Here is a 24,478-nt window from a genome sequence, read left to right as displayed (position 1 = left end):
ACACGCGTGCACAATACGTGCACAACGCGTGCACCGCGATGTTAGAACAAAAGCGCTGACAGGATCATCAGCATGGTTGCGGTGAAGCCTACGAACCAAATGAGCGACCGCCAAGGGGCCCATCCAAATATGTAGGCAGGAACATAGAGGACGCGGGCACCCAGATAGGTCCACGCGCAAATTGCGGAGAATGCGGTCGCCTTGTCGCCAAGCACGACAACAACGACGGCGATGGTGAAAAAGATCAACCCTTCGAAATGGTTGTTCATGGCGCGCTGCAAACGACCAGCGGTGCCTGTCAGCGTAATATGCGTATCACGCGGACCCATCGCCGTTTTCGGGCCGACCTGCAGATTCGCGAAGACGGAATAGAGCATGAATTGCCCGGCTTGTAGGAGGGCGGCAAGGGCGAGGACGGTGAGTTCGGGGGTCATGGTTAAGATGCAATAGACTTGGTGAAGCCGCCGAGCGCACTTCCCAAAAAGTCCCCAATAGCTGAGTAGTTTCCGCCAAAGTTCTTAGGCTCGTTAACAAAGTCTGCAACCGAAACGGTCTGGTCTTCGACTTTCATCTGTGCGCCCATGATTGCGATTCCTCGACTAGTTAAACTTGGACCAATCCATGCACCTGCGCTATCTGTGCACGCTTCATTTGCCCAAAGCACAAGTCCTTCATTTGAAAGCCACTCCATACATGGGGTGACATTTCTGCGTAGATCATCAGAAAGATCGAATTCCGTATCTACTACAAATTCTGAGTTTATACCCAATTCAAGCAACTTCTTTAGAATCGCAGAAATTACCACAGCGTTCCGTTCAAGAGCATTCATTTACTTCTCCTTCGGTGCTGGACTCTATTTGAAATTGGCCAGGGTAATCGAAACTACCCGGGCCGTTAATCATTAGAAAATAATCTTCTGGAATATGGCAATCAAAGATCCATCAACAAACGTCGTGGATCTTCAAGCGCTTCTTTCACGCGTACAAGGAACGTCACCGCACCTTTGCCGTCAACGATCCGGTGGTCGTAGGACAGGGCCAGATACATCATCGGACGGATCACGACCTGACCGTTGATCGCCATCGGGCGGTCCTGGATTTTGTGCATGCCGAGGATGCCGGACTGTGGTGGGTTCAGGATTGGGGACGACATGAGCGACCCGTAGACACCGCCATTCGAGATCGTGAAGGTCCCGCCTTGCATTTCCGCCATGGACAGTTTGCCGTCACGGGCTTTTGCGCCCATCGCACCGATTGCCTTTTCGATACCCGCAAAGGACATCTGATCGGCATCGTTGATCACTGGGACAACAAGACCCGTTGGCGTACCTGCGGCGATGCCCATGTTGACGTAGTTTTTGTAGACTACGTCGGTGCCGTCAATCTCAGCGTTCACTTCGGGCACTTCGTTCAGCGCGTGAATGCAGGCCTTCGTGAAGAAGGACATGAAGCCAAGCTTCACACCGTGTTTCTTCAAGAACAGGTCTTTGTATTCGTTGCGCAGCGCCATCACCTCGGTCATGTCGACCTCGTTGTAGGTGGTCAGCATCGCGGCGGTGTTTTGGCTGTCTTTCAGACGCTTTGCGATGGTCTGGCGCAGGCGTGTCATTTTCACACGTTCTTCGCGCGCAGCCTGATCTGCAGCAACTGACGCACGTGGGGCGGCGGCAGGGGCAGGCGTGGCCAGCGCGTTCAGCACGTCGCCTTTCATCACGCGGCCGTCTTTGCCAGTGCCCTGCACGTCTGTCAGGTTGTTTTCGGCCATCAGTTTTTTCGCGGATGGCGCGTCTTCAACGTCTTTTGTTGCAGCAGCCGGGGCTGGTGCGGCTTCTGCCTTTGGTTCTTCTTTCTTGGCAGCGGGCGCTGGGGCTGCGTCGCCTTCGCTGATTTGTGCCAGCAGGGCGTCGACGCCTACAGTTTCGCCTTCTGCAGCGACGATTTCAGACAACGTACCGGCGATGGGTGATGGCACCTCAACGGTCACCTTGTCTGTTTCCAATTCACACAGCATTTCATCAACTGCGACAGTGTCGCCGGGTTGTTTGAACCATGTGGCGACCGTGGCTTCTGTCACGGATTCACCCAGTGTTGGGACGCGAACTTCGGTGCTCATTTCTTTGATCCTTTAATCGTCAGCGCATCGTCAACGAGGGCTGTTTGCTGTGCTTTGTGTTGGCTGGCCAAACCGGTCGCAGGGGATGCGGCGGCGGCACGACCGGCATAAGCCGGACGGGTGTTTTTCGCTTTGATACGGGTCAGAACCCATTCGATGTTTGGTTCCATAAAGGACCAAGCACCTTGGTTCTTTGGTTCTTCCTGACACCAAACCATTTCGGCATTCTTGAACCGTTCGAGTTCATTCACCGCGGACTGCGCAGGGAACGGATAGAACTGTTCGAACCGGAGGATATAAACGTCCTTGATGCCACGCGCGTCGCGTTCTTCCAGCAGGTCATAGTAGACCTTACCGGAACACATCACGACCTTCTTGATCTTGTCGTCCGCAACCAGTTCCGTGTCCGAATTGCCCTGCTGGGCATCATCCCAAAGAACACGGTGGAACGATGATCCGGTGGTGAATTCTTCGGCTTTGGAAACAGCCAACTTGTGACGCAGCAAGGATTTTGGTGTCATCAAGATCAGTGGCTTACGGAAAGTCCGGTGCAGCTGGCGGCGCAGCAGGTGAAAGTAGTTCGCAGGCGTTGTACAGTTCGCAACGATCCAGTTGTCACCACCACACATCGTCAGGAAACGTTCCAGACGGGCGCTTGAATGTTCGGGCCCTTGGCCTTCGTATCCATGTGGTAACAGACAAACGAGCCCGGACATCCGCAACCATTTGCTTTCACCAGAACTGATGAACTGGTCAAACATGATCTGTGCACCGTTGGCGAAATCACCAAATTGGGCTTCCCAGAGCGTCAGCGCATTTGGTTCAGCCAGCGAATAGCCGTATTCGAACCCAAGCACCGCGTATTCCGACAGCATGGAATCGATGACTTCATACTGGGCTTGACCCTTGCGGATGTTGTTCAGCGGGTAGTACCGATCTTCGTTGTCCTGATTGATCAGGCCGGAATGACGGTGGCTGAACGTGCCGCGCGTACAATCCTGACCGGACAAGCGAACAGGGTAGCCTTCGGTCTGGAGCGACCCGAAAGCCAAGGCTTCGCCGGTGGCCCAGTCAATGTTTTCGCCGGTCTCAAACATTTTCGCTTTTGAATCCAGCAGACGGGCAACCGTTTTATGCAGCGGGAAGTTTTCCGGTGCGGTCGATAGCGCCTTACCAACAGCCTTAAACGTCGCCTCATCAATCGCGGTCACGCCGCGCTGGTAGTCGTCTTTGTGACGATCGAGATGCGACCATTTCCCGTCGAGCCAATCGGCCTTGTTCGGTTTGTATTCCTTGCCAGCTTCAAATTCGGCATTTAGGTGCGCTTGGAACGCGGCCTTCATGTCTTCAATTTCGCCTTCCGGGATCAGGCCGTCCTTGACCAAACGCTCGGTATACAAAGTCAGCGTGGTCTTCTGCTTTTTGATCTTCTTGTACATCACCGGGTTGGTGAACATCGGCTCATCGCCTTCGTTGTGACCAAAGCGGCGGTAGCAGATGATGTCGAGAACGACGTCTTTGTGGAACTTCTGACGGAATTCGGTCGCGACGCGGGCCGCGTGCACAACTGCCTCTGGATCGTCCCCGTTCACGTGGAAAATCGGGGCTTCGACCATCAGCGCGATGTCTGTCGGATACGGGCTGGACCGGCTGAAATGCGGAGCAGTTGTAAAACCGATTTGGTTGTTCACAACGATATGCATCGTGCCGCCGGTTTTGTGACCTTTCAGACCAGACAAACCGAAACCTTCGGCGACAACACCTTGGCCAGCAAAGGCCGCGTCACCGTGCAGCAAGATCGCCATAACTTTTGTGCGGTCTTCGTCGTTCTTTTGGTCCTGCTTGGCGCGGACTTTCCCGAGAACAACAGGGTTCACGGCCTCAAGGTGGGACGGGTTCGCGGTCAGGGACAGGTGGACCGTGTTGTCGTCAAAAGACCGATCAGATGACGCACCAAGGTGGTACTTCACATCGCCGGATCCATCGACATCCTCAGGTTTGAAGGACCCACCTTGGAATTCGTTGAAAATCGCGCGGTACGGCTTTTCCATCACATTGGCGAGGACCGACAAACGACCGCGGTGCGGCATGCCGATCACGATGTCTTCGAGACCCAATTGACCACCGCGTTTGATGATCTGTTCCATCGCAGGGATCAGGCTTTCGCCGCCATCCAGACCAAAACGCTTCGTGCCCATGTATTTGACGTGCAGGAACTTTTCAAAACCTTCGGCTTCCACCAAGGAATTCAAGATCGCTTTCCGGCCGTTTTGGGTAAAGCTGATTTCCTTGCCCAAACCTTCGATGCGTTCTTTCAACCAGCCCGCTTCATCAGGGTTCGAAATATGCATGTACTGCAGGGCAAATGTGCCGCAATAGGTGCGGCGGACAATCGCGATGATTTCGTTCATCGTCGCGATTTCAAGGCCCAGCACATTGTCGATAAAAATCGGGCGGTCCATGTCAGCGGCGGTGAAACCGTAAGACGCCGGATCAAGTTCCGGATGCGGGTCATTATCGCGCATGCCAAGTGGGTCGAGGTCGGCAATGAGGTGGCCGCGAATACGGTATGCGCGGATGATCATCAACGCGCGGATGGAATCCAGAACGGCGGAACGCACCTGTTCTTCGGACAGACCAACGCCCTTTTCGGCAGCTTTGCCTTTGATCTTTTTGCCAGCGGCCTCTGGTTCGGCGGCCCATTGGCCGTCGAGCGCTGCTGTCAGATCGTCGTTTGGCACGGGCGGCCAATCGGTGCGACCCCAAGACGGGCCAGCGGCCTCTGCCTTGGCATCCGCAGGTGCGTCGCCAAGCGACCGGAAGAAAGCCTGCCAGCTTTCGTCGACAGCACCGGGATTGTCGGCATAGCGGGCATAAAGCTGTTCGATATATTCCGCGTTATGCCCTTGCATGAAGGAAGAGGCGTGGAAAACGTCGTTGGGGGATTGGTCGTTCATGAGGGGACCTCATTGGGGGTTAGGTCGGGCATGGTGTTCCCTTCGAAAAGGGGTGAGGCGGGGTTGCCCCCGCCTGCGTTTTTTTACTTCGCAATCGCTTCCAGCACAGCTTCGCCAAGCGTGGCCGGGCTGTCTGCGACGACGATCCCTGCGGATTTCATCGCTTCGATCTTGCTTTCTGCGTCGCCTTTACCACCGGCAACAATCGCACCAGCGTGACCCATACGGCGGCCCGGAGGCGCTGTGCGGCCAGCGATGAAGCCAGCGGTTGGTTTCCAGCGGCCCTTCTTGCGCTGCTCGGCCAGGAATTCGGCTGCTTCTTCTTCTGCAGAACCGCCGATTTCACCGATCATGATCATGGAGTGTGTTTCATCATCGTCGAGGAACATGTCGAGCACATCGATATGCTCGGTCCCTTTGATCGGGTCACCACCGATGCCTACGGCCGTCGATTGGCCCAAACCGCTGTCAGATGTCTGTTTCACTGCTTCGTAAGTTAGCGTGCCGGACCGGGACACAACACCCACGCTCCCGCGTTTGTGAATGTGGCCGGGCATAATGCCGATTTTGCAGGCGTCAGGTGTGATGATGCCCGGGCAGTTTGGCCCGATCAGACGGGAGGCAGAGCCTTCAAGGGCACGTTTCACACGCATCATGTCCAGCACTGGAATGCCTTCAGTGATACAGATGATCAGTTCCATTTCCGCGTCGATCGCTTCGAGGATGGAATCCGCAGCGAAGGGCGGCGGTACGTAGATTACGGACGCGTTTGCTTCGGTCACGGATTTGGCTTCGTGCACAGAATTGAAGATCGGCAGGTCCAGATGCGTCTGACCACCTTTGCCTGGCGTCACGCCGCCAACCATTTTGGTGCCGTATGCAATCGCTTGCTCGGAGTGGAATGTCCCCTGAGACCCTGTCAGGCCTTGGCAGATAACTTTGGTGTTTTCGTCTACGAGAATGGCCATTGGGCCCTCCGAATTGTTATGTCGTCATCGATATTGCCCCGTTTCCGGCGCAGGTTTGGTTAGCGGCTGACCGTCAAGGAAACGGTCAATTGATCCTGATCTTGTGTGAGAATTGCGTCGTAGTAAGTGTCGTCAGATGCCCAGTTCCAATTGAAACCAGAGCTGATCATTTCTTCGTTGGGGCGTTCGTCCGCGTTCAGTTCTGCAAACAACGCACCAAGGGCGCCGTGCATCTGAACGGGATCAGTCGTATGTGCGTTGACGGGTAGGGTCATCGTGCAGGATGCTTCTATCGGGTTGCCGTCAACGGAAATAGTCAACGCAGCATCGGCCGACGTCACAGTCAGATCAGCGTCGCCGTCGACCGTGGCATACCCAAGGGATGCGGCCATGTCTTCAGTGCGGCGTTCCAGTAAAGCGGGTTGTGACGCGACGCAGGCGGTATGGAACACCGTCTTCAATTCGTCGGCTGTCCATGGTGCGTTTGCGAGGTCCTGCGCGAAAGCAGTGCTCGACAATCCCATCAACAAAGTGATTGAAAATGTGCGCACCATCATCATTCTCCCGGTGCCAATGCGATGGCCACAGCAGTGCCACGCAAAGGTGCATCGCCGACGTCAGGGGAATAGGGGGCTTGGTCTTGGGGGGATGAACGAACTGGTAGTTCGACGAGTTCGGGGCTGGAGCATGCGAAAAGGCCACAGGCCATGAAGCCTGTCGCCAACAGTTTAATCGGTGTGCCCCGCATGTTTCACCCTTCTGGTTCGTCCCTCGCCGCGGTTTGCGGCAAAGGGGCCCGAACCTTATCGAAAGGTAACCGGGCTCTCTGTTTGTGGACCACAACGTACAGGCATGCCTGCAATTTGGACCGAATATTGTGCGCTAACGCCGGTCAAACCTGGGCAAGCAGCTTGTGTGCTTGGTTTGTCGAAGTTTGCTGTTTCTGTTCCTGACCCGACGCATGCGGTCAAAGTTAGAGCTGAAAGAACAAGAATTGATTGCTTGATCATGATTACATCCACCATTCGTTTCGATTTTGTCTTAAAATTGAAATGGTGGGGCGATGTAGCCAAACTTTGGCCCAATTCTGGTTTTTTCTTGTCCTTTCGTTTTTAGTCGTGCTGCCTAAGCTGCTTTTTGGTGGTTGTTCCGGCGCTATCGGCGCGCCGGAACGTTGTGTATTTAGCGGAAAGTCACTGGCGAAGCGGACTGCGGACCGCACCGTACAGGCATGCCTGCAACGGATTGGGAATACTGCGCGCTAATTCCGGTCAATCCTGGGCAGCCATTCAAGCTGCCAGTGTAGTTCCGGGATACATCCGCGCCATCGACATCCATACAAGCGGTTGTTGCGGCGAGGGTGAGCAGTGCGAGCATTGGCTTTAACATGACAATCTTCCTTTGAAGTCGTGATCCAGTGGCACAGTATTGTGCCTTGTAAACGGGACTACGGTTCAAAAGTTGACGAGATGTTGCAGTCTCAATTCGGTTAAAATCCACTCCTATTCAGTTTGATTGAATGTCTAAAAGACAGACTTTTAGACTTATTGAACGATTGGCTGTGTTTGTGGTCCGCAGCGCACTGGATCAGCTTCCGTACCAACCACAAGAGCTTGCTCCTGAGGTGATCCCTCTGTGCAGTTCAGTGTGCCGGTTTCAAGAATTGTGTCGCCAATCCGGCTCGCGCCAAAACCTGCATCACAGGCAGCAAGAGCGGTAAGCATGGTGAATATGCAAATGTACTTCATCGTAAGACTTCCCAAGTCGTGCGGTTTAGGGTCCCGCATCTGATCATATTTTGACACCGTCGTGTCACATCAGGCCCCACCCTGATCACCGCTCTGGATCTTGCCTGATCCTGCCTCAGCCTTTGACGGCAGACACGATTTTTTGTGCCCCGTCTTTCAGGTCGTCAGCCGCAATTACATCAACGTCTGAATTGTTGATGATCGCTTTGCCTTCTTCCACGTTTGTCCCTTCAAGACGGACAACCAGTGGCACTTTCAAGCCAACTTCTTTCACCGCGGCGACAACGCCTTCAGCGATCACATCACAGCGCATGATGCCGCCGAAGATGTTCACAAGGATGCCTTTGACGTTTGGATCGGATGTGATGATCTTGAACGCTTCAGTTACTTTTTCTTTTGTCGCGCCGCCACCAACGTCCAGGAAGTTGGCAGGTTCAGCGCCGTAGAGTTTGATGATGTCCATTGTGGCCATCGCAAGACCCGCGCCGTTCACCATGCACCCAATTTCACCGTCCAATGCGATGTAGTTCAGGTCGTACTTAGAAGCGGCCAGTTCTTTTGGATCTTCTTCTGTTTCGTCGCGCAGGGCAGCGATGTCTTGGTGGCGATAAACAGCGTTACCGTCGAACGATACCTTCGCGTCCAGCACTTTCAGGTCGCCCTTGTCAGTGACGATCAGTGGGTTGATCTCAAGCATTTCCATGTCTTTTTCGACAAATGCTTTGTAAAGGATGCCCATCAGGCCAACACATTGTTTGACCTGCTGACCAGTCAAACCCAGCGCAAACGCGACGCGACGGCCGTGGTAGGCTTGGTAGCCCGTTGCAGGATCAACTGTGAAGTTCAGGATCTTTTCAGGTGTGTTTTCGGCAACTTCTTCGATGTCCATGCCGCCTTCGGTCGATACAACAAAACCGATGCGCGATGTCTGACGATCGACGAGCAGGGCAAGGTACATTTCTGTTTCAATGCCAGAACCGTCTTCGATGTAGATGCGGTTCACTTGCTTACCGGCTGGGCCAGTCTGGTGCGTGACCAATGTGCGGCCGAGCATCTTCTTCGCTTCTTCTGCAGCTTCCGTCGCAGATTTCGTCAGGCGTACACCGCCTTTGTCGCCAGCGTCGGCTTCTTTAAACGAACCCTTGCCGCGGCCACCTGCGTGGATTTGTGCCTTAACAACCCAAAGCGGGCCATCCAGTTCGCCAGCGGCTGTTTTGGCATCTTCGGCTTTCAAAACCGGACGACCGTCACTGACGGGTGCGCCAAAAGATTTCAGCAGGGCTTTGGCTTGGTATTCGTGGATGTTCATGTCTGTCCCTCGGTTGGGGTGAGTTTGGACCGACTGAAACACATGATTGTTTAATAAAAAACTGCCAAAACAATGATAGCGCTAAAAAAGCGACATTTGTGATCACAGTCTTTTTGGGTGTGATCACAAATCCAAGAATGAATGAAGCGAACCGATTCGCTTTGGCAATGGTCATAAAAAAAGGCGCCCACGATGGGGCGCCTTATCAATTCTTTAGTGCGAGCCCTTAAGCAAGCGAATCGTCGATGCCTTTACATGCAGCGACCAAGCCTTTTACGGCGTCGACAGATTTGTCGAACATCGCCTGCTCTTCTTTGTTCATCTTGATCTCAACGACGCGTTCGATGCCGCCAGCGCCGATCACTGTTGGCACACCAACGTACATGCCGTTCAGGCCGTATGCGCCGTCAACGTTTGCCGCGCATGGCAACAGACGCTTTTGGTCTTTCAGGTATGCTTCGGCCATTTCGATGCCGGATGTCGCAGGCGCGTAGAACGCGGAACCTGTCTTCAACAGGCCAACGATTTCAGCACCGCCATCGCGTGTCCGCTGAACGATCGCGTCCAGTTTGTCTTGTGTCGTCCAACCCATGTCCACCAGATCAGGCAATGGAATACCCGCAACTGTGGAATAGCGTGTCAGCGGAACCATCGTGTCGCCGTGGCCGCCCAGAACGAACGCAGTCACGTCGCGCATGGATACGTTGAATTCTTCGGCAAGGAAGTGACGGAAGCGTGCGGAATCGAGCACACCTGCCATGCCGCAAACCATGTTGTGTGGCAGGCCGGAAAATTCGCGCAGCGCCCAAACCATCGCATCAAGCGGGTTCGTGATGCAGATAACGAAAGCGTTCGGCGCGTGGGCTGCGATGCCTTCGCCAACGGATTTCATTACCTTCAGGTTGATGCCCAGCAGGTCGTCACGGGACATGCCCGGCTTACGTGCAACACCAGCAGTCACGATGCAGACGTCTGCGCCCGCGATGTCAGCGTAATCATTGGACCCTTTGAAAGACCCGTCGAACTTGCCCGCAGGTCCAGATTCGGAAATGTCGAGCGCTTTACCTTGTGGTGCGCCTTCGGCGATGTCGAACAGGACGACGTCGCCCAATTCTTTTACCGCAGCGAGGTGCGCAAGCGTGCCGCCGATTTGTCCAGCGCCGATAAGGGCAATTTTAGGTCTAGCCATGAGAGGTATCCTCTGAGGTGTGAATTTGGCGAGATGCCTAGTCTTTTGCGCGGCGCGGTGCAAGTGTGCGGCGGTGCAGCAATCCAAAGCAGGTGTCACATGGATGGGTTAACATTTTGGTTCATGGCCACTTTTGCCGCTTTTTGCGTTGGGTTGGGAAAAGGCGGTGTGCCGGTCATTACGGCCATGGCAGTGCCGCTTATGTCCCTTGTTATGTCGCCGATTCTAGCTGCGGGTTTGTTGCTGCCGGTGTTTATCGCGGCGGACATGGGCGGGCTTTATGCCTATCGCCGGATGTTTCATCCACGTGTTCTGAAAATAATGATGGTTGCGATGCCAATCGGCGTTTTGATCGGCTGGGCGACATCCGCTTATGTGTCGGAAGGCGTAGTCACAATCCTGATCGGGCTCATCGGCGCGTCGTTTGCGTTGAACATGATTCTGCGCAAACCGATCTCATCAGAACCGGTCGAACCACGATGGAAGCCAGGTTTGTTTTGGGGGACGATTACAGGTTTTACCAGTTTCGTCAGCCATTCAGGATCAACGCCTTATCAGATCTACGCGCTGCCGTTGGGTATGGATAAAATCACATACGCGGGCACCGTGACCGTGGCGTTTGCCTACATCAATATTGTGAAACTGATCCCTTATTATGCGTTGGGTCAGCTATCGCTCGATAACCTAAAGATGGCATTCGGTCTTATGATCCCTGCCATTATCGGGGTGTTTGTCGGTTTCCGACTGGTCAAGGTGATGCCCGAAAAGTTGTTCTTCCGGATCATCATCTGGGCGTTGTTGTTTCTTTCGATCAAGTTGATCTGGGATGGCTTCACGCGGATTTAAGCGTCGTTCCCGTCGATAATCAGTTCGGGTGTTTCAAGCTGAAACGATTCACCTGCTGCAACAAGGCACGTCGGACCACCGGGTTGGGTCACGGTGATTGTCCAACTGCCAGTTTCAGCAGATGCGTAGACCTCAACGACCGTGTTGTTCGCCCCAAGCCCCATCGCTTGGCGACCTTCGCCGTAGAGGGTTTCTAGCCGTGATACGACGGCTGCGTGGTCCGCACATGCGGGTGCTGAATGGGCTTGCGCCGTGGCTAAAATCATGGCGCCGATGCCAAATGAGAGCAGGTAGAAATGACGTTTCATAGTATTCACCTTGTATGCTGGGAGAGGGACGCAAACCCTGCGTCCGGCAATGATGAAGTATTGAGATAACTATGACCGGAAAGGGTTAATTCTCCGTGACGGTGCATTGCGCAACAGTTTTTGCTGCACTGCGGCGCATTTCGGGTTGAATGATTGTGTGGTTTGCGGTCATGTTTGCGCAACATTATTGCGAAGGAAGATTCGATGGAAACCCGCCCAGCCCGTTCCGCCCTCTATATTCCCGGATCAAAGGATCGCGCCTTGGACAAGGCGCGGGGCCTGCCTGTTGATATCATTCTCTTCGATCTCGAAGACGCGGTGGCGCCCGATGCGAAGGTCGGTGCGCGCGAAACACTAACCAACGCCTTGGCTGCGGGCGGGTACGGGCCGCGTCAAAAGATTGTTCGGATCAATGGGCTAGATACGCAGTGGGGGGCTGACGATGCAGCCGCTGTCGCGCATATGGATTGCGATGCTGTGCTGCTGCCTAAGGTCGATAGCCCCGCTGATCTAGATGCGCTGGCTGCGCTTATTCCGGACCTGCCAATTTGGGCGATGATGGAAACACCGCTGGGTATCCTGAACGCACAAAGCATTGCGGCACATCCGCGCCTTGCGGGCTTTGTTATGGGGACAAACGATCTTGCGAAGGACCTGAATGCGCGCACCCGTCCGGCCATGATGACGGCGCTGCAGCATTGTCTGCTTGCGGCGCGTGCAAATCGAATCACTGCGCTTGATGGGGTCTATAACGCGTTCAAAGACGACGACGGCTTGGCGATCGAATGCGCCGAAGGGCGCGACATGGGCTTTGACGGCAAAACGCTGATCCATCCGGCGCAAGTTGCGATTTGCAACGCGGCATTTGGGCCATCGCAGGACGAAATCGCATTGGCCGAACGCCAGATTGCCGCGTTCGAGACCGCAGAGGCCGAAGGGCAGGGGGTCGCCGTTGTCGACGGAAAGATCGTCGAGAACTTGCATGTTGTGACCGCACGGGCGACGCTGGCGAAAGCCGCAGCAATCGCCACGTTGGAAAATTCATGATCTATATACTTGCCGGTCTGATCCTTTGGTCAGGTGTTCACTTCTGGAAACGCATCGCCCCGAAAGAACGGGCGAAATTTGGCGACAAGGGCAAAGGCATTGTCGCCTTGGGGTCTGTCGTGGGCATTATATTGATGGTGATCGGATATAAGGTCGCCGATGGCACCTTCTACTGGGGCCGCAGTGCGGCGATGACGGGTATCAACAACCTGCTGATGCTCTTCGCCTTCTACCTGTTCGCAGCGTCAGGTGCAAAAACCCGCGTCACCAAGGCGATCAGGCATCCGCAATTGACCGCCATCGTGGTCTGGTCTGTGGCGCATATCCTCGTGAACGGGGATAGCCCGTCTTTCCTGTTGTTTGGTGGCATGGCCGCTTGGGCAATTGCCGAAATGCTTGTGATCAACCGCGCAGAAGGACCGCGCGGACCGTATCACGAAGTGCCGATCAAGAAAGAAATCACCGCCGTTATTGCCACAGTGGTCGTTTTCTTGGTTGTTGCGACCATCCATATTCTTCTTGGCTACAACCCGTTTGGATAAGACATGAAAATCTACCGCCTGCTCACCGAAGACGACAGTTCCGAATTTTGTCACAAAGTATCACTGGCCTTGTCCAAAGGATGGGAACTGTACGGTGACCCGACCTATGCCTACGACCATGCCAACGGCGTCATGCGCTGCGGACAGGCGGTGACCAAAGATGTCGATACGCCTTACAGCCCAGATATGAAGTTAGGTCAGCAATAATGGCACCCAAGACGAACGCAGGCCGCTTTTTCGAAGATTATGCCGTTGGTGATGTGATCACACATGCGGTACCACGCACCATCAAGATGGGTGAAAGGGCGCTGTATCACGCGCTTTACCCCGCGCGGCATGCGCTGCATTCGTCTGATAAGTTCGCGCAGGACTGCGGGCTGCCGTTCAGCCCGTTGGATGATCTGATCACGTTTCATACGGTTTTTGGGAAAACAGTGCCTGACGTGTCTCTGAATGCGGTCGCGAACTTGGGCTATGCTGAAGGCCGCTGGCACACATCCTTGTGGCCCGGCGATACTGTGACAGCCACGTCAGAGGTCATCGGGATCAAGCAGAACTCTAACGGGAAATCCGGTGTTGTTTGGGTGCGCACCGAAGGGCGGAATCAGCATGACGAACTGCTGCTGTCCTATGTGCGTTGGGTCATGGTGCGCAAGCGGGGCGAAGGTGAAGCGCCCGCGGCGGTCATCCCGGAGCTTACGAAAGTTGTTGATCCTGCGGATTTGATCATCCCCAAGGGCCTTGATTTCACGGGGTATAACTATGCCTTGGCGGGTGAGCCACATAAGCTAAGCGACTATGAAGTCGGCGAAATTATCGACCACGTGGACGGCGTCACGATTGAAGAAGCCGAACACATGATGGCGACGCGGTTGTGGCAAAATACAGCGAAAGTGCATTTTGACGCGACATTCCGCCCTGATGGCCAGCGATTGATGTACGGCGGTCACGTGATCTCGCTCGCGCGGGCGCTGTCGTTCAATGGGCTGGCGAATGCGCAGATGATCGTGGCGCTGAATGGTGGTGCACATGCGAATCCTTGTTTTGCAGGTGACACTGTGCGGGCTTGGTCCGAAGTGCTTGATACTGCCGAAACATCCGCGCCTGGCGTGGGTGCAATCCGGTTGCGGCTTGTTGCGACGAAAGGAGCAGTGGGAGAATTGAAAGGCGAGGACGGCAAATATCTGCCTGATGTCCTGCTTGATCTGGATTATTGGGCGCTGATGCCGGTGTGACGTTTGGTGACGCGCGCTTTCAGCGACGCCCCACCCACCGTCCCATTTTGTGATCACACTTTTTGCCGCTGTGATCACAAGATCGAAAAAAGTCACCGCATGGGACAATTATTCACAGTTTCTTTGGATACCTCTGCGTGACTCCGCGCTAAGATTCTTGCTAGAACACCTCAAAGCCTGTGCGCAGTCCGCCTGCGCTAGCCACAAAAGGGAACAGCCATGGCCGATGTGAACCGGGGTAATCGCCCTCTGTCACCGCATTTGACGATTTATCGTCCGCAAATGACTTCTATGACCTCTATCTTCGTCCGCTTGACCGGCAACGCCGTCATCGTCGCGGCGTTGATGATCACATGGTGGTTCGTTGCCGCCGCAGCAGGGCCAGAGGCCTTTGCGACCGCGAACGGTTTCGTCACCAGCTGGTTCGGCGATCTGGTCTTGTTCCTGTCCACATGGGCGATCTGGTACCACACATTTGGCGGCATACGTCACTTGATCTGGGACATGGGCTATGGCCTTGAGGTCGAAAAGTCCGAAACCATGGGCATCTTGATGATCATCGGCTCTGTCCTGATGACCATCTTCTGCGCCGTCGTATTGTAAGGGATCACTGACATGGCATTTGTAACTGATCGTAAACGCGTCGTGGGCATGGGCTCTGCCAAAACAGGCACAGACCACCACTGGAAAATGATGGTGTCCTCTGTGGCGCTTGTGGTGCTGATCCCGCTCTTTATCTTCACCTTTGGCGCGACCTTGGGGTCGACCTACGAGGAAGTCGTGGCCTACTACGCCCGTCCCGTGCCTGCCGCGATTGCAGCGCTGACGTTTGTGGTTAGCTTTTTCCACTTCCGCAAAGGTGTTCAAACCCTGATCGAAGACTACGTCCATGGTATCGCCCGCAAGGCGCTGATCATCGCGATGATTTGTCTGTCTTATGGTGCCGCAGCGCTTGGCGTGATCGCCATCCTGCGCCTTGCCCTTTAATTCTGCCGGAGATTTTTGATGGCTGCTTACGAATATGAAACCCATTACTATGACGCGATTGTGGTTGGTGCCGGTGGTGCTGGTCTGCGCGCGACATTGGGTCTTGCTGAACAGGGTCTGAAAACGGCCTGTATTTCCAAAGTCTTCCCAACGCGGTCGCACACTGTTGCGGCGCAAGGCGGGATCGCTGCGTCGCTGGGCAACATGGGCCCCGATAGCTGGCAATGGCACATGTATGACACTGTGAAAGGGTCTGACTGGCTGGGCGATACGGATGCGATGGAATACCTCGCCCGTGAAGCCCCGAAGGCTGTTTACGAGTTGGAGCACTACGGTGTGCCATTCTCGCGGACCGAAAAGGGCGAAATTTACCAGCGTCCATTTGGTGGCCACACAACTGAATTTGGTGAAGGCCCACCTGTACAACGTACTTGTGCTGCGGCTGACCGGACTGGTCACGCGATCTTGCACACATTGTATGGTCAGTCTTTGAAGCAACAGGCTGAGTTCTACATCGAATATTTCGCGATGGACCTGATCATGTCCGAAGACGGCGTCTGCCAAGGCGTCATCGCTTGGAAACTTGACGACGGCACGATGCACGTCTTCAACGCGAAGACTGTTGTTCTGGCGACTGGTGGCTATGGCCGTGCTTATTTCTCTGCGACCTCTGCCCACACCTGTACGGGTGATGGCGGTGGTATGGTGGCCCGTCAGGGTCTACCGTTGCAGGATATGGAATTCGTTCAGTTCCACCCGACTGGGATTTATGGCGCTGGCTGTTTGATCACCGAAGGTGCGCGTGGCGAGGGGGGTTATCTGACCAACTCCGAAGGCGAACGTTTCATGGAACGTTATGCACCGACATATAAAGACCTCGCGTCACGCGATGTTGTGTCCCGCTGTATGACGATGGAAATTCGTGAAGGCCGCGGTGTTGGCGCAGATGGTGACCATATCCACCTGCACCTGAACCACCTGCCGAAAGAAACGCTGGATCTGCGTCTGCCGGGTATTTCAGAATCTGCACGCATTTTTGCTGGTGTTGATCTGACGAAGGAACCAATCCCTGTTCTGCCGACCGTGCACTATAACATGGGCGGTATTCCAACGAACTATATGGGTGAGGTGCTGAACCCGACCAAAGACAACCCCGACGCAATCGTGCCGGGCTTGATGGCTGTTGGTGAAGCGGGCTGTGCATCTGTGCATGGTGCGAACCGTCTTGGGTCTAACTCTTTGATTGACCTCGTGGTCTTTGGCCGTGCCGCCGCGATCCGCGCTGGTGAAGTTGTTGATCCGAACTCTGCCAACCCGACGCTGAACCAAGCATCCGTGGACTACGCATTCGACCGTTTCGATGGGCTACGCCACGCGAAAGGCGAAACATCGACCGCCGAACTGCGGCTTGAGATGCAAAAAGCGATGCAAAAAGACGCGGCTGTGTTCCGGACAGACAAAACGCTGGCCGAAGGTGTGACCGCGATGGAAGGTATCGCAGGCAAGATGGACGACATTAAAGTGACCGACCGGTCGCTTGTGTGGAACTCTGACTTGATGGAAACGCTTGAGCTGACGAACCTGATGCCAAACGCATTGGCGACGATTGTGGCTGCTGAAGCACGTAAGGAAAGTCGCGGGGCGCATGCCCACGAGGATTACCCTGATCGTGACGACAAGAACTGGCGCGTTCACTCATTGGCCGTTGTCGATGGGGCGAAAACCACACTGACAACACGTCCCGTGCACCTTGATCCGCTGACAAACCACGACGAAGGTGGGATCGACCTTAAGAAAATCGCACCAAAAGCACGGGTATATTAATACCCGCGCAGGCGGCGTGTGTTTTACGTGATCAGGTAAAGGATTGTTCGTTTTAATGATGTGTAAGGTTGGCCTCCAGCTTGACCCACAGGCGGTATTGCCACAGGAATGGTGTAGTTTCTTTATTACCACACCATATCTGGGGGGATAGCGTGATGGGCGTTACACAAATTGGAACAGTTAGTGCGGTTTGTGCTGCGTTGATATTGTCTGGGTGTTCGGTGGCGGACATGCGCGGCGCACCGGCGCAAACACGGGCCGAATGCCATTCTGACTGGCTAAGGGAACGTCAATCGAACCAGACGGGCACCGTCCAAGAGGCCGTCGATTTTGAAGAGCTGATGCTGCGGTTCTTGTATAGCTTCGCAGCGTTCACAACGGCGCCTGGTGTTGCTGACGCGCGGTATCGGTCCTGTTTGGAACGGTTGGGTGTCACGAACGTCGATGCGTATTCGGCGCAAAATAGGGAATTGGGCCAGACTGGCCCACGTCTGGAACCACTGCCGCCGCGCAGACCTGCACATTGCCCACCGGGCGCGTCAGTTCTGTATGGCGGTGCGGGGTATTGTGTCGGCAGATGAAGTTTCGGTTGTCCATCATATCGATCGCTTTACTTGCAGGATGCGCATTGCCACCGCCCGATCCGGCGCTTGTCGCGGATCAGTGTGAACAAAGGGCGCGCGATGCCCAAGGACCGACTGGTGAAGCTACAGTTGGTTTTAATAACCGTTCCGGCGGTTTTGCAGATGCAAGCGTAGGGGTCACGTCTGATTTCCTGCGTGGATTGGACCCAGTTGCGGTCTACGAAAGATGTGTGTTTCAGCGCACGGGTGAATTGCCGATCCGGCCACCTGTTCTGCGCAATAGATAAAAGACTGGGCCTGCCCCAGAAGGAGAGAAGACATGGTACAACTGACACTCCCTAAGAACAGCCGCATGGTGACTGGCAAGACTTGGCCAAAACCTGAAGGTGCGACGAACCTGCGCAAAGTGCAGATTTATCGTTGGAACGAAGAGGACGGCAAAAACCCGTCTTTGGACACGTATTTCGTGGATATGGACACATGCGGTCCAATGGTTCTGGACGCACTGATCAAGATCAAGAACGAGATTGATCCGACACTGACGTTCCGCCGGTCCTGCCGCGAAGGCATTTGCGGATCTTGTGCGATGAACATCGACGGGATCAACACGCTGGCCTGCATCTACGGCATGGATGACGTTGAAGGCGACGTGAAGATTTATCCGTTGCCACACATGCCTGTGATCAAGGATTTGATCCCCGATCTAACCCACTTCTATGCACAGCATGCATCTATCATGCCGTGGCTGGAAACGAAGACGAACCGTCCTGCGAAGGAATGGAAGCAGTCTGTTGAAGACCGCGAAAAACTGGATGGACTGTATGAATGCGTGATGTGCGCATGTTGTTCGACATCCTGCCCATCTTACTGGTGGAACGGCGATCGGTATCTTGGGCCAGCAGCGCTGTTGCATGCTTACCGCTGGATCATCGACAGCCGTGACGAAGCAACTGGCGAACGTCTGGATGAATTGGAAGATCCGTTCAAACTCTACCGTTGCCACACGATCATGAACTGCGCAAAGACCTGCCCGAAGGGTCTGAACCCAGCCAAAGCGATTGCAAGCATCAAAGGCATGATGGTCGAACGCGTCGTCTAATTTTTCGAAATAGTCTTGAAGGGCCCGCCAGTTTGGTGGGCCTTTTTTGTTTGTGGGATCATCTGCGATTGCTAACGTTCGCGGAGTACGATTGATTGACCACATGACACATACCCCACCATCTGACGCCCAAACGCGTCGCGCCGTCAAACCCGTGATCTGCTATCCTGTGGATGCGCTGGCACCACCGCCACTGGCCGATTATCAGGCGGCCTTCACGGGGGCGCCTGTTATCACGACCGAAACCGCAGCCCCGCGCGACGCCGCTGCAATTCGTGTGCCCGCAGGACATATGTTGCGGATCACGAGCGTGGATGGACCGCAGGTGGGTGATTTGAATCTTTTCAACGCCAACGACCTGAATGAGCGGTTTTATTCGGGGAAAACGCGTGCATTGCACGGCACGCATGTCAGCACAGGTGACCGGCTTTGGTCCAGTTTCCCGCAATTGCGGCCCATGGCCACTGTGATCAATGACACGCTTGATTGGTACGGCGTCGATGATTTCGGCGGGTCCGTGCACGATGTCATCGGAACACGTTGTGATCCTTATACCGGTAACCTGCTGAACGGGACGCAGTATCACCATTGCTGCCATTCCAATCTGACGCGTGCCTTGGCGGATGCGACTGGGATGTCTCTGCGTGAAGCGGAACCTTTTGTGCACGATGTTCTCAACGTCTTCATGTGCACGGGGTTCACGCGCGACACGGGGCAATATTTTATGAAGGCCAGCCCAGTGCGACCAGGTGACCACCTTGATCTATTCGCGGAAATTGATCTGCTTGCCGTGCTTAGCACGTGTCCGGGTGGCGATTGCAGCGCCGAACATTCGTCAGACACGGCAGCGTGCTATCCGTTGCAAATGGATGTGATCGCGCCGCTTGACGGAGCGCTATCGCAATGGAGTTCACCTGAACAGAACGGATATGACCGCAGCCACGGACGTTAAGGCGCGGGGTAGCTGACAAATCCGCCGGACATCAAATGGGTCTCATCCGCCCCATGAAATGCACCGAATGCGCGATCTTCGCCGATCTCGCCCTGCAACGTTCCAGCGACGCCGAGTACGGTGACCTGACCTTCCAAAACGTTGTCATCCTTGATCTGGGCATCGACGGTTAGCACCTGATCGGTGCCACTAAAACTAAGGGTCGACAGATCAGCATCTAATGTGATCGTTCCGCGCAAAAGAGAATTGCGGCCACGGACAAAATTGTCGGTAATCGCAATATCTTCAATAAACGCGACGGCATAGGGACCAGTGAACGTCGCATTTCCTGTCAGGTCGGATTGAACTGGCTGGTCGGGGATAATGCCGGCATAGGCGCGCAACCCGACGCCTTCTTCGCGGCCGGCAATCAATGAAACGGTGTCATCCAAAACGGTTGACTGTGTTTCGACTAAAGCGACGGGGAATTGACCATTTGGGGCAGGTGTTTCGAAACCGTCTGATGCGCCTTTTTGGGCGGCGGGGCCGCATGACGACGCAATGAAAACTGTCGTAAGAACTGGCCATCTGGCAAAACGCATAACGAGATCAATCTTACATACATGAATTACACAAACATGGGCCAGTATGACGAAGACGCATAGTGATCCGCCCGACCCCGCGATGAACCGTGGCGCGAAGATGCGTTTTTTTGTTCGCAAGCTCAAGCCATGCTGTGATCTAATCGCAAAAGGTGCAGAGAGCGCAAAAGAAAAGGGTGGCTCGCAAGCCACCCTATCAGAAAAATACTCGTAATATTGTCGAGACTTAAATTTCCATAGCTTCAGGCGCAGTGCCTGATGAAACGGCTTCTTTGTACCAAACAGGCTGACGCCCTTTGCCGGTCCATGTCTGAGATTTATCAGACGGGTTCGCGTATTTTGCAGGTGCCTTTGTTTTTGGCCCCGCTGCTTTACGTGCTTTTTTCACAGGTGCATCACCCGTTATGTCAGCAAGCGTATAGCCGTGCTTGGCCGCAAGTTTTGCGGCTTCGTCCCGAACCGCTTTCAGTTCTTTGTCACCAATACGCGCAAGCGCTTTGTCCACGTCTTTTTGGAGCTTTTCGAGCTCCTTACGAGACATACCCTTTAGGTTAATTTTCATCGGTAGCTCCGTTAGAAATTCATGCATAAATCGCCCCGACTCCCGTGGGGTTTACACATGTCTTTCCGCCATACACGAAAAATATGTCTGTTGTCTATTCCGCTGCAATTTTGCGTGGGTCGACCAAAGCAACGATATCGAACATGATTTTGTTTAATTCAAAATCCTTTGGTGTGTAGACTCTGGCGACGCCAATTGCTTTCAATTTAAGCCCATCGTCGTCGGGAATAATTCCGCCCGCAATCACTGGAATATGATCCAAGCCAGCAGCTTTTAATTGTGAGATGACTTCGGCAATCAATGGCAAATGAGATCCAGATAGGATCGACAGCCCAATAACATGTGCGTCTTCAGATCGGGCCGCTGACACAATGTCTTCGGGTGTCAGGCGAATACCGTCGTAGGCAATATCCATACCGCAATCGCGCGCACGGGTAGCGATTTGTTCGGCGCCGTTTGAATGACCGTCAAGTCCCGGTTTTCCAACAAGAAACTTCATCCGACGACCAAGTGCCGCGCTGACCAAATCGACCTGTTCGCGAATGTCATCTAACCCTTCGGTCCGATTTGACGGATTGCTGCTGACGCCTGTAGGTGCACGGTATTGGCCGAATACGTCGCGCACGACATCCGCCCATTCGCCCGTTGTGACACCGGCTTTTGCGCAGGCAATTGAAGGGCCCATGATATTCGTGCCGTCAATTGCGGCGGCGCGCAAAGCGGCAAGCGATTGATCAACAGCATTTGCATCACGATCTGATTTCCATTTGGCCAAACGCGCAAGTTGATCCGCTTCGGCTTTTGGATCGGACACCATAATTGCGTCATCACCAGCGGTGAGCGGTGACGGTTCACCGGCCTGCCATTTATTGACGCCCACAACGGTTGTATCACCCGTTTCAATTCCACCAATACGGGTTGCATTGGATTCGACGAGGCGGGATTTCATATAACCAATTGCGCCTACTGCGCCGCCCATACCGTCAATCTGTTTCAGTTCGGCACGTGCGCCGTCTTTTAGCGCATTCACTTTGCGATCAATTGCAGGATTACCGTCAAACAGATCATCGTATTCGAGCAAATCAGTCTCATACGCCAAAATCTGCTGCATGCGCAGCGACCATTGTTGGTCCCATGGACGGGGTAGCCCAAGCGCTTCGTTCCATGCGGGCAATTGAACTGCACGCGCACGGGCGTTCTTAGATAGGGTCACTGCAAGCATTTCGATCAGAATGCGGTAAACGTTATTTTCAGGCTGCTGTTCAGTCAGGCCAAGTGAATTGACCTGCACGCCATAACGGAAACGGCGGAATTTCGGATCTTCGACGCCGTAACGTTTCTGACAAATCTCGTCCCACAGTTCGACAAATGCGCGCATTTTACATAGCTCGGTCACAAAACGAATGCCTGCGTTCACGAAAAACGAAATGCGACCAACCATCGCTGGAAAATGTTCTGCGGGAACTTTGTCTTTCAAATCATCCAAGACGGCAGTTGCGGTTGCCAATGCGAAAGCCAATTCTTCTTCCGGCGTCGCCCCTGCTTCTTGCAAATGATAGGAACACACATTCATTGGGTTCCATTTCGGCAAATGTTCACGGGTATATGCCGCGACATCGGTAATCATCCGCAAGGATGGTTCTGGCGGGCAAATATATGTGCCGCGCGACAGGTATTCCTTGATGATATCGTTCTGAACGGTGCCTTGCAGGGCAGACACATCCGCACCCTGTTCTTCAGCGACCGCAATATAAAGCGACAACAACCAAGGGGCGGTCGCATTAATTGTCATGGACGTATTCATTTGCTCGAGCGGGATATTGTCGAACAACGCGCGCATGTCCCCGAGATGGGAAACAGGAACGCCGACCTTACCAACTTCGCCCTTTGCCAGAATGTGATCGCTGTCATAGCCGGTTTGTGTCGGTAGATCGAAAGCAACCGAAAGACCGGTTTGGCCCTTCGCCAGATTGCCACGATAAAGCGCATTAGACGCCGCCGCTGTCGAATGCCCTGCATAGGTCCGGAACAACCATGGTCTCGTTTTCTGCGTCTGCGACATAAGGCTACTCCGGAATCAGGTCAGGTAATATTGTTTCGCTGTGGGGTTAATATGAGACATTTTGTGGCGCTGTCAATTCGCTGCGTTGCGGCATCCCCGTTTTTCTTGAGGAACCGGTGGGATTTACCTAGGCCGCCGCCCGTGGCAATGTCCCGCAATGACGCAACCTGTGACGCTGCCCCTTTGGGCGTTCATTCTGATCGTGCTTTTCGCCGCAGTGACGTTTGCGTCGCATTTCCTGTTTCCATCTGTGCGTTGGTTTTTCCGGCGCAGGGCCGAAAAGCTGATAGCGCAGTTGAACACGCGGCTTGAACGTCCGATTGAGCCTTTCAAACTGGCGCGACGCTACGACATGATCCAGCGTTTGCTGTACGATCCAGAGATTACCCAAGCTATCGTGGACCACGCTCGCGAAAATAACGTACCGGAAAACGTGGCCTTTGAAAAAGCACGGCATTACGCCCGCGAAATCGTTCCGTCTTTCTCTGCGACAGTCTATTTTACCTTCGGGATGCGCATCGCTAAATGGCTATCGCGCATGTTGTATCGGGTCCGCCTTGGGTCGTTTGACCGCGACGCGCTACAGTCTTTGGATAAAGACGCGACAGTGATCTTTGTCATGAACCATCGCAGTAATATGGACTATGTTCTGGTGACTTATCTGGTCAGCAGGGCCTCTGCGTTGTCTTATGCGGTGGGCGAATGGGCGCGGGTTTGGCCGTTGTCCGGTGTGATCCGCATGATGGGGGCATACTTTATCCGCCGCCGGTCACGCACGGCTTTGTACCGTCGCGTTCTTGCAAGATACGTCCAGCTGGCGACCGATGGTGGCGTGACCCAAGCAATGTTCCCCGAAGGCGGGCTAAGCCTGACCGGCGAGGTCGGTAATCCGAAGCTGGGCCTGTTGAACTACATCGTCGAAAGTTTTGAAGACGGGGACCGGGACGTGATTTTCGTTCCTGTGGCCTTGAATTACGACCAAGTTCTCGAAGACCGGTTCCTGATTAAGGCCGGCAAGGGGGGCAATCGCCGCTTTCGGCCGCCGCTATGGACGGTTATCAGCAGCGTTTCGACCTACTTCTGGCGCCGCCTGACGGGGCAATTCAAAGGTTTCGGGACAGCGTCCGTCGCATTTGGCGCACCGCTGACGCTGTCGAAATTCGATGTTCAATCGGATTTGACCAGCGAAGTCGCGCAAGAACTGATGTCTCGGATCAGGGCCGTGGTGCCAGTTCTGGCAGCACCCCTTGTTGCGCGGGCCATCGTTGTGGAAGGTGCTACGTCAATTTCCGATCTCGAAGCGTCCGTTGGCAGGATGCTGGACGGATTGAAGGAAAAGCGGATGCCGTTGCCGAAGCGGAATGTCGCGGCGATTGTGGATGAAACACTCGGGCGGTTTGTGTTGCGCAACTTGCTGGAACGTGATGCTGACGGGGTTCGCGTTAAGGCTGATGGCGCTGATGTGCTTGGCTACTACGCGAATTCAATTAAGCACCATTTCCCGTCCTGAACCGCGTCAGGTACGGGAATCCAGTCTTGCCTGAAACCGGGTTAATGTGCCTAATA

At 54.4% G+C, this 24,478-nt stretch carries 28 protein-coding genes; 13 read left to right on the top strand and 15 right to left on the bottom strand.

Going from position 1 to position 24,478, the window contains the following annotated elements; translation table 11 throughout:
- Positions 1–41: 41 nt before the first annotated feature.
- The 11 genes from AC0L7R_RS15900 to mdh all read right to left on the bottom strand — a co-directional run bounded on the left by AC0L7R_RS15900 (position 42) and on the right by mdh (position 10,283).
- Entirely contained in the window at positions 42–434 is a 393-nt protein-coding gene (locus AC0L7R_RS15900) for an MAPEG family protein (protein WP_473657831.1), read from the bottom strand.
- Between the two features lie 2 nt (positions 435–436).
- Positions 437–829 (bottom strand): hypothetical protein, encoded by a 393-nt coding sequence (locus AC0L7R_RS15895; RefSeq protein WP_473657830.1) that lies wholly within the window; start codon positions 827–829, stop codon positions 437–439.
- 101 nt (positions 830–930) lie between these two features.
- The gene (gene odhB / locus AC0L7R_RS15890) at positions 931–2,112 is read right to left on the bottom strand and encodes a 2-oxoglutarate dehydrogenase complex dihydrolipoyllysine-residue succinyltransferase (protein ID WP_473657829.1); all 1,182 of its coding nucleotides are present in this window, start codon (positions 2,110–2,112) and stop codon (positions 931–933) included.
- Positions 2,109–5,069 carry a 2-oxoglutarate dehydrogenase E1 component gene (locus AC0L7R_RS15885; protein ID WP_473657827.1) on the bottom strand — a complete coding sequence of 987 codons (2,961 nt, stop codon included), beginning with the start codon at positions 5,067–5,069 and terminating at the stop codon, positions 2,109–2,111. The genes odhB and AC0L7R_RS15885 overlap by 4 nt, the downstream gene beginning before the upstream one ends.
- Positions 5,070–5,152: 83 nt before the next feature.
- Positions 5,153–6,037, bottom strand: coding sequence for a succinate--CoA ligase subunit alpha (sucD, locus tag AC0L7R_RS15880; protein ID WP_247127533.1), 885 nt, complete (start codon positions 6,035–6,037; stop codon positions 5,153–5,155).
- A 59-nt stretch (positions 6,038–6,096) separates the two neighbouring features.
- On the bottom strand, positions 6,097–6,597 hold the full coding sequence (locus tag AC0L7R_RS15875; protein ID WP_473657826.1) for a hypothetical protein: 501 nt from the start codon (positions 6,595–6,597) through the stop codon (positions 6,097–6,099).
- Complete coding sequence (locus AC0L7R_RS15870; protein ID WP_247127531.1) at positions 6,594–6,785, bottom strand: hypothetical protein; 192 nt, start codon at positions 6,783–6,785, stop codon at positions 6,594–6,596. Before AC0L7R_RS15870 ends, AC0L7R_RS15875 begins: the two co-directional genes overlap by 4 nt.
- A gap of 434 nt (positions 6,786–7,219) precedes the next feature.
- Positions 7,220–7,426: a hypothetical protein gene (locus AC0L7R_RS15865; protein WP_348109816.1), complete on the bottom strand. Its 207-nt coding sequence runs from the start codon at positions 7,424–7,426 to the stop codon at positions 7,220–7,222.
- 155 nt (positions 7,427–7,581) lie between these two features.
- Entirely contained in the window at positions 7,582–7,785 is a 204-nt protein-coding gene (locus AC0L7R_RS15860; RefSeq protein WP_247127528.1) for a hypothetical protein, read from the bottom strand.
- 115 nt (positions 7,786–7,900) lie between these two features.
- Positions 7,901–9,094, bottom strand: coding sequence for an ADP-forming succinate--CoA ligase subunit beta (gene sucC / locus AC0L7R_RS15855; protein ID WP_247127527.1), 1,194 nt, complete (start codon positions 9,092–9,094; stop codon positions 7,901–7,903).
- A gap of 226 nt (positions 9,095–9,320) precedes the next feature.
- Positions 9,321–10,283, bottom strand: a complete 963-nt coding sequence (mdh, locus tag AC0L7R_RS15850; protein WP_348109818.1) for a malate dehydrogenase — start codon at positions 10,281–10,283, stop codon at positions 9,321–9,323.
- A gap of 99 nt (positions 10,284–10,382) precedes the next feature.
- On the opposite strand from mdh, the gene AC0L7R_RS15845 reads away from it, so the two are divergent.
- Positions 10,383–11,129 (top strand): TSUP family transporter, encoded by a 747-nt coding sequence (locus tag AC0L7R_RS15845; protein WP_473657824.1) that lies wholly within the window; start codon positions 10,383–10,385, stop codon positions 11,127–11,129.
- Here the strand turns inward: AC0L7R_RS15845 and AC0L7R_RS15840 are convergent.
- Positions 11,126–11,437, bottom strand: a complete 312-nt coding sequence (locus AC0L7R_RS15840) for a hypothetical protein (RefSeq protein WP_247127524.1) — start codon at positions 11,435–11,437, stop codon at positions 11,126–11,128. The two genes, AC0L7R_RS15845 and AC0L7R_RS15840, sit on opposite strands and share 4 nt — an antisense overlap.
- 204 nt (positions 11,438–11,641) lie before the next feature.
- On the opposite strand from AC0L7R_RS15840, the gene AC0L7R_RS15835 reads away from it, so the two are divergent.
- From AC0L7R_RS15835 to AC0L7R_RS15785, 11 genes are all read left to right on the top strand, one after another.
- Positions 11,642–12,484 (top strand): aldolase/citrate lyase family protein, encoded by an 843-nt coding sequence (locus AC0L7R_RS15835; protein WP_473657823.1) that lies wholly within the window; start codon positions 11,642–11,644, stop codon positions 12,482–12,484.
- Positions 12,481–13,026, top strand: a complete 546-nt coding sequence (locus AC0L7R_RS15830; protein WP_473657821.1) for an NnrU family protein — start codon at positions 12,481–12,483, stop codon at positions 13,024–13,026. The genes AC0L7R_RS15835 and AC0L7R_RS15830 overlap by 4 nt, the downstream gene beginning before the upstream one ends.
- 3 nt (positions 13,027–13,029) lie before the next feature.
- Positions 13,030–13,233, top strand: coding sequence for a DUF1737 domain-containing protein (locus tag AC0L7R_RS15825; RefSeq protein WP_348109826.1), 204 nt, complete (start codon positions 13,030–13,032; stop codon positions 13,231–13,233).
- Positions 13,233–14,261 (top strand): MaoC family dehydratase, encoded by a 1,029-nt coding sequence (locus AC0L7R_RS15820; RefSeq protein WP_473657820.1) that lies wholly within the window; start codon positions 13,233–13,235, stop codon positions 14,259–14,261. The genes AC0L7R_RS15825 and AC0L7R_RS15820 overlap by 1 nt, the downstream gene beginning before the upstream one ends.
- Positions 14,262–14,480: 219 nt before the next feature.
- Entirely contained in the window at positions 14,481–14,864 is a 384-nt protein-coding gene (gene sdhC, locus AC0L7R_RS15815; protein WP_247127519.1) for a succinate dehydrogenase, cytochrome b556 subunit, read from the top strand.
- 12 nt (positions 14,865–14,876) lie between these two features.
- Positions 14,877–15,248 (top strand): succinate dehydrogenase, hydrophobic membrane anchor protein, encoded by a 372-nt coding sequence (sdhD, locus tag AC0L7R_RS15810; protein WP_473657819.1) that lies wholly within the window; start codon positions 14,877–14,879, stop codon positions 15,246–15,248.
- An 18-nt stretch (positions 15,249–15,266) separates the two neighbouring features.
- The gene (gene sdhA, locus AC0L7R_RS15805; protein WP_348109830.1) at positions 15,267–17,072 is read left to right on the top strand and encodes a succinate dehydrogenase flavoprotein subunit; all 1,806 of its coding nucleotides are present in this window, start codon (positions 15,267–15,269) and stop codon (positions 17,070–17,072) included.
- 155 nt (positions 17,073–17,227) lie between these two features.
- Positions 17,228–17,653: a hypothetical protein gene (locus AC0L7R_RS15800; RefSeq protein ID WP_473657817.1), complete on the top strand. Its 426-nt coding sequence runs from the start codon at positions 17,228–17,230 to the stop codon at positions 17,651–17,653.
- A complete protein-coding gene (locus tag AC0L7R_RS15795; protein ID WP_473657816.1) occupies positions 17,650–17,943 on the top strand; it encodes a hypothetical protein in 294 nt (97 codons plus the stop codon). The genes AC0L7R_RS15800 and AC0L7R_RS15795 overlap by 4 nt, the downstream gene beginning before the upstream one ends.
- Positions 17,944–17,975: 32 nt before the next feature.
- Positions 17,976–18,755 (top strand): succinate dehydrogenase iron-sulfur subunit, encoded by a 780-nt coding sequence (locus AC0L7R_RS15790; protein ID WP_348394345.1) that lies wholly within the window; start codon positions 17,976–17,978, stop codon positions 18,753–18,755.
- Between the two features lie 103 nt (positions 18,756–18,858).
- Positions 18,859–19,707 (top strand): DUF1989 domain-containing protein, encoded by an 849-nt coding sequence (locus AC0L7R_RS15785; protein ID WP_473657815.1) that lies wholly within the window; start codon positions 18,859–18,861, stop codon positions 19,705–19,707.
- Here AC0L7R_RS15785 and AC0L7R_RS15780 read toward each other — a convergent pair.
- The 3 genes from AC0L7R_RS15780 to AC0L7R_RS15770 all read right to left on the bottom strand — a co-directional run bounded on the left by AC0L7R_RS15780 (position 19,704) and on the right by AC0L7R_RS15770 (position 22,912).
- Positions 19,704–20,288 (bottom strand): hypothetical protein, encoded by a 585-nt coding sequence (locus tag AC0L7R_RS15780; RefSeq protein ID WP_473657813.1) that lies wholly within the window; start codon positions 20,286–20,288, stop codon positions 19,704–19,706. The genes AC0L7R_RS15785 and AC0L7R_RS15780 overlap by 4 nt on opposite strands.
- Positions 20,289–20,514: 226 nt before the next feature.
- The gene (locus AC0L7R_RS15775; RefSeq protein WP_247127511.1) at positions 20,515–20,850 is read right to left on the bottom strand and encodes an H-NS histone family protein; all 336 of its coding nucleotides are present in this window, start codon (positions 20,848–20,850) and stop codon (positions 20,515–20,517) included.
- Positions 20,851–20,944: 94 nt separating this feature from the next.
- Entirely contained in the window at positions 20,945–22,912 is a 1,968-nt protein-coding gene (locus AC0L7R_RS15770) for a methylmalonyl-CoA mutase family protein (protein WP_473657811.1), read from the bottom strand.
- Positions 22,913–23,069: 157 nt separating this feature from the next.
- On the opposite strand from AC0L7R_RS15770, the gene AC0L7R_RS15765 reads away from it, so the two are divergent.
- Positions 23,070–24,422 carry a 1-acyl-sn-glycerol-3-phosphate acyltransferase gene (locus AC0L7R_RS15765; protein ID WP_473657809.1) on the top strand — a complete coding sequence of 451 codons (1,353 nt, stop codon included), beginning with the start codon at positions 23,070–23,072 and terminating at the stop codon, positions 24,420–24,422.
- Positions 24,423–24,478 lie beyond the last annotated feature (56 nt).

This window comes from Yoonia sp. D2-7, from assembly GCF_055809435.1.
This window is presented reverse-complemented; position numbering and strand designations above follow the sequence as displayed.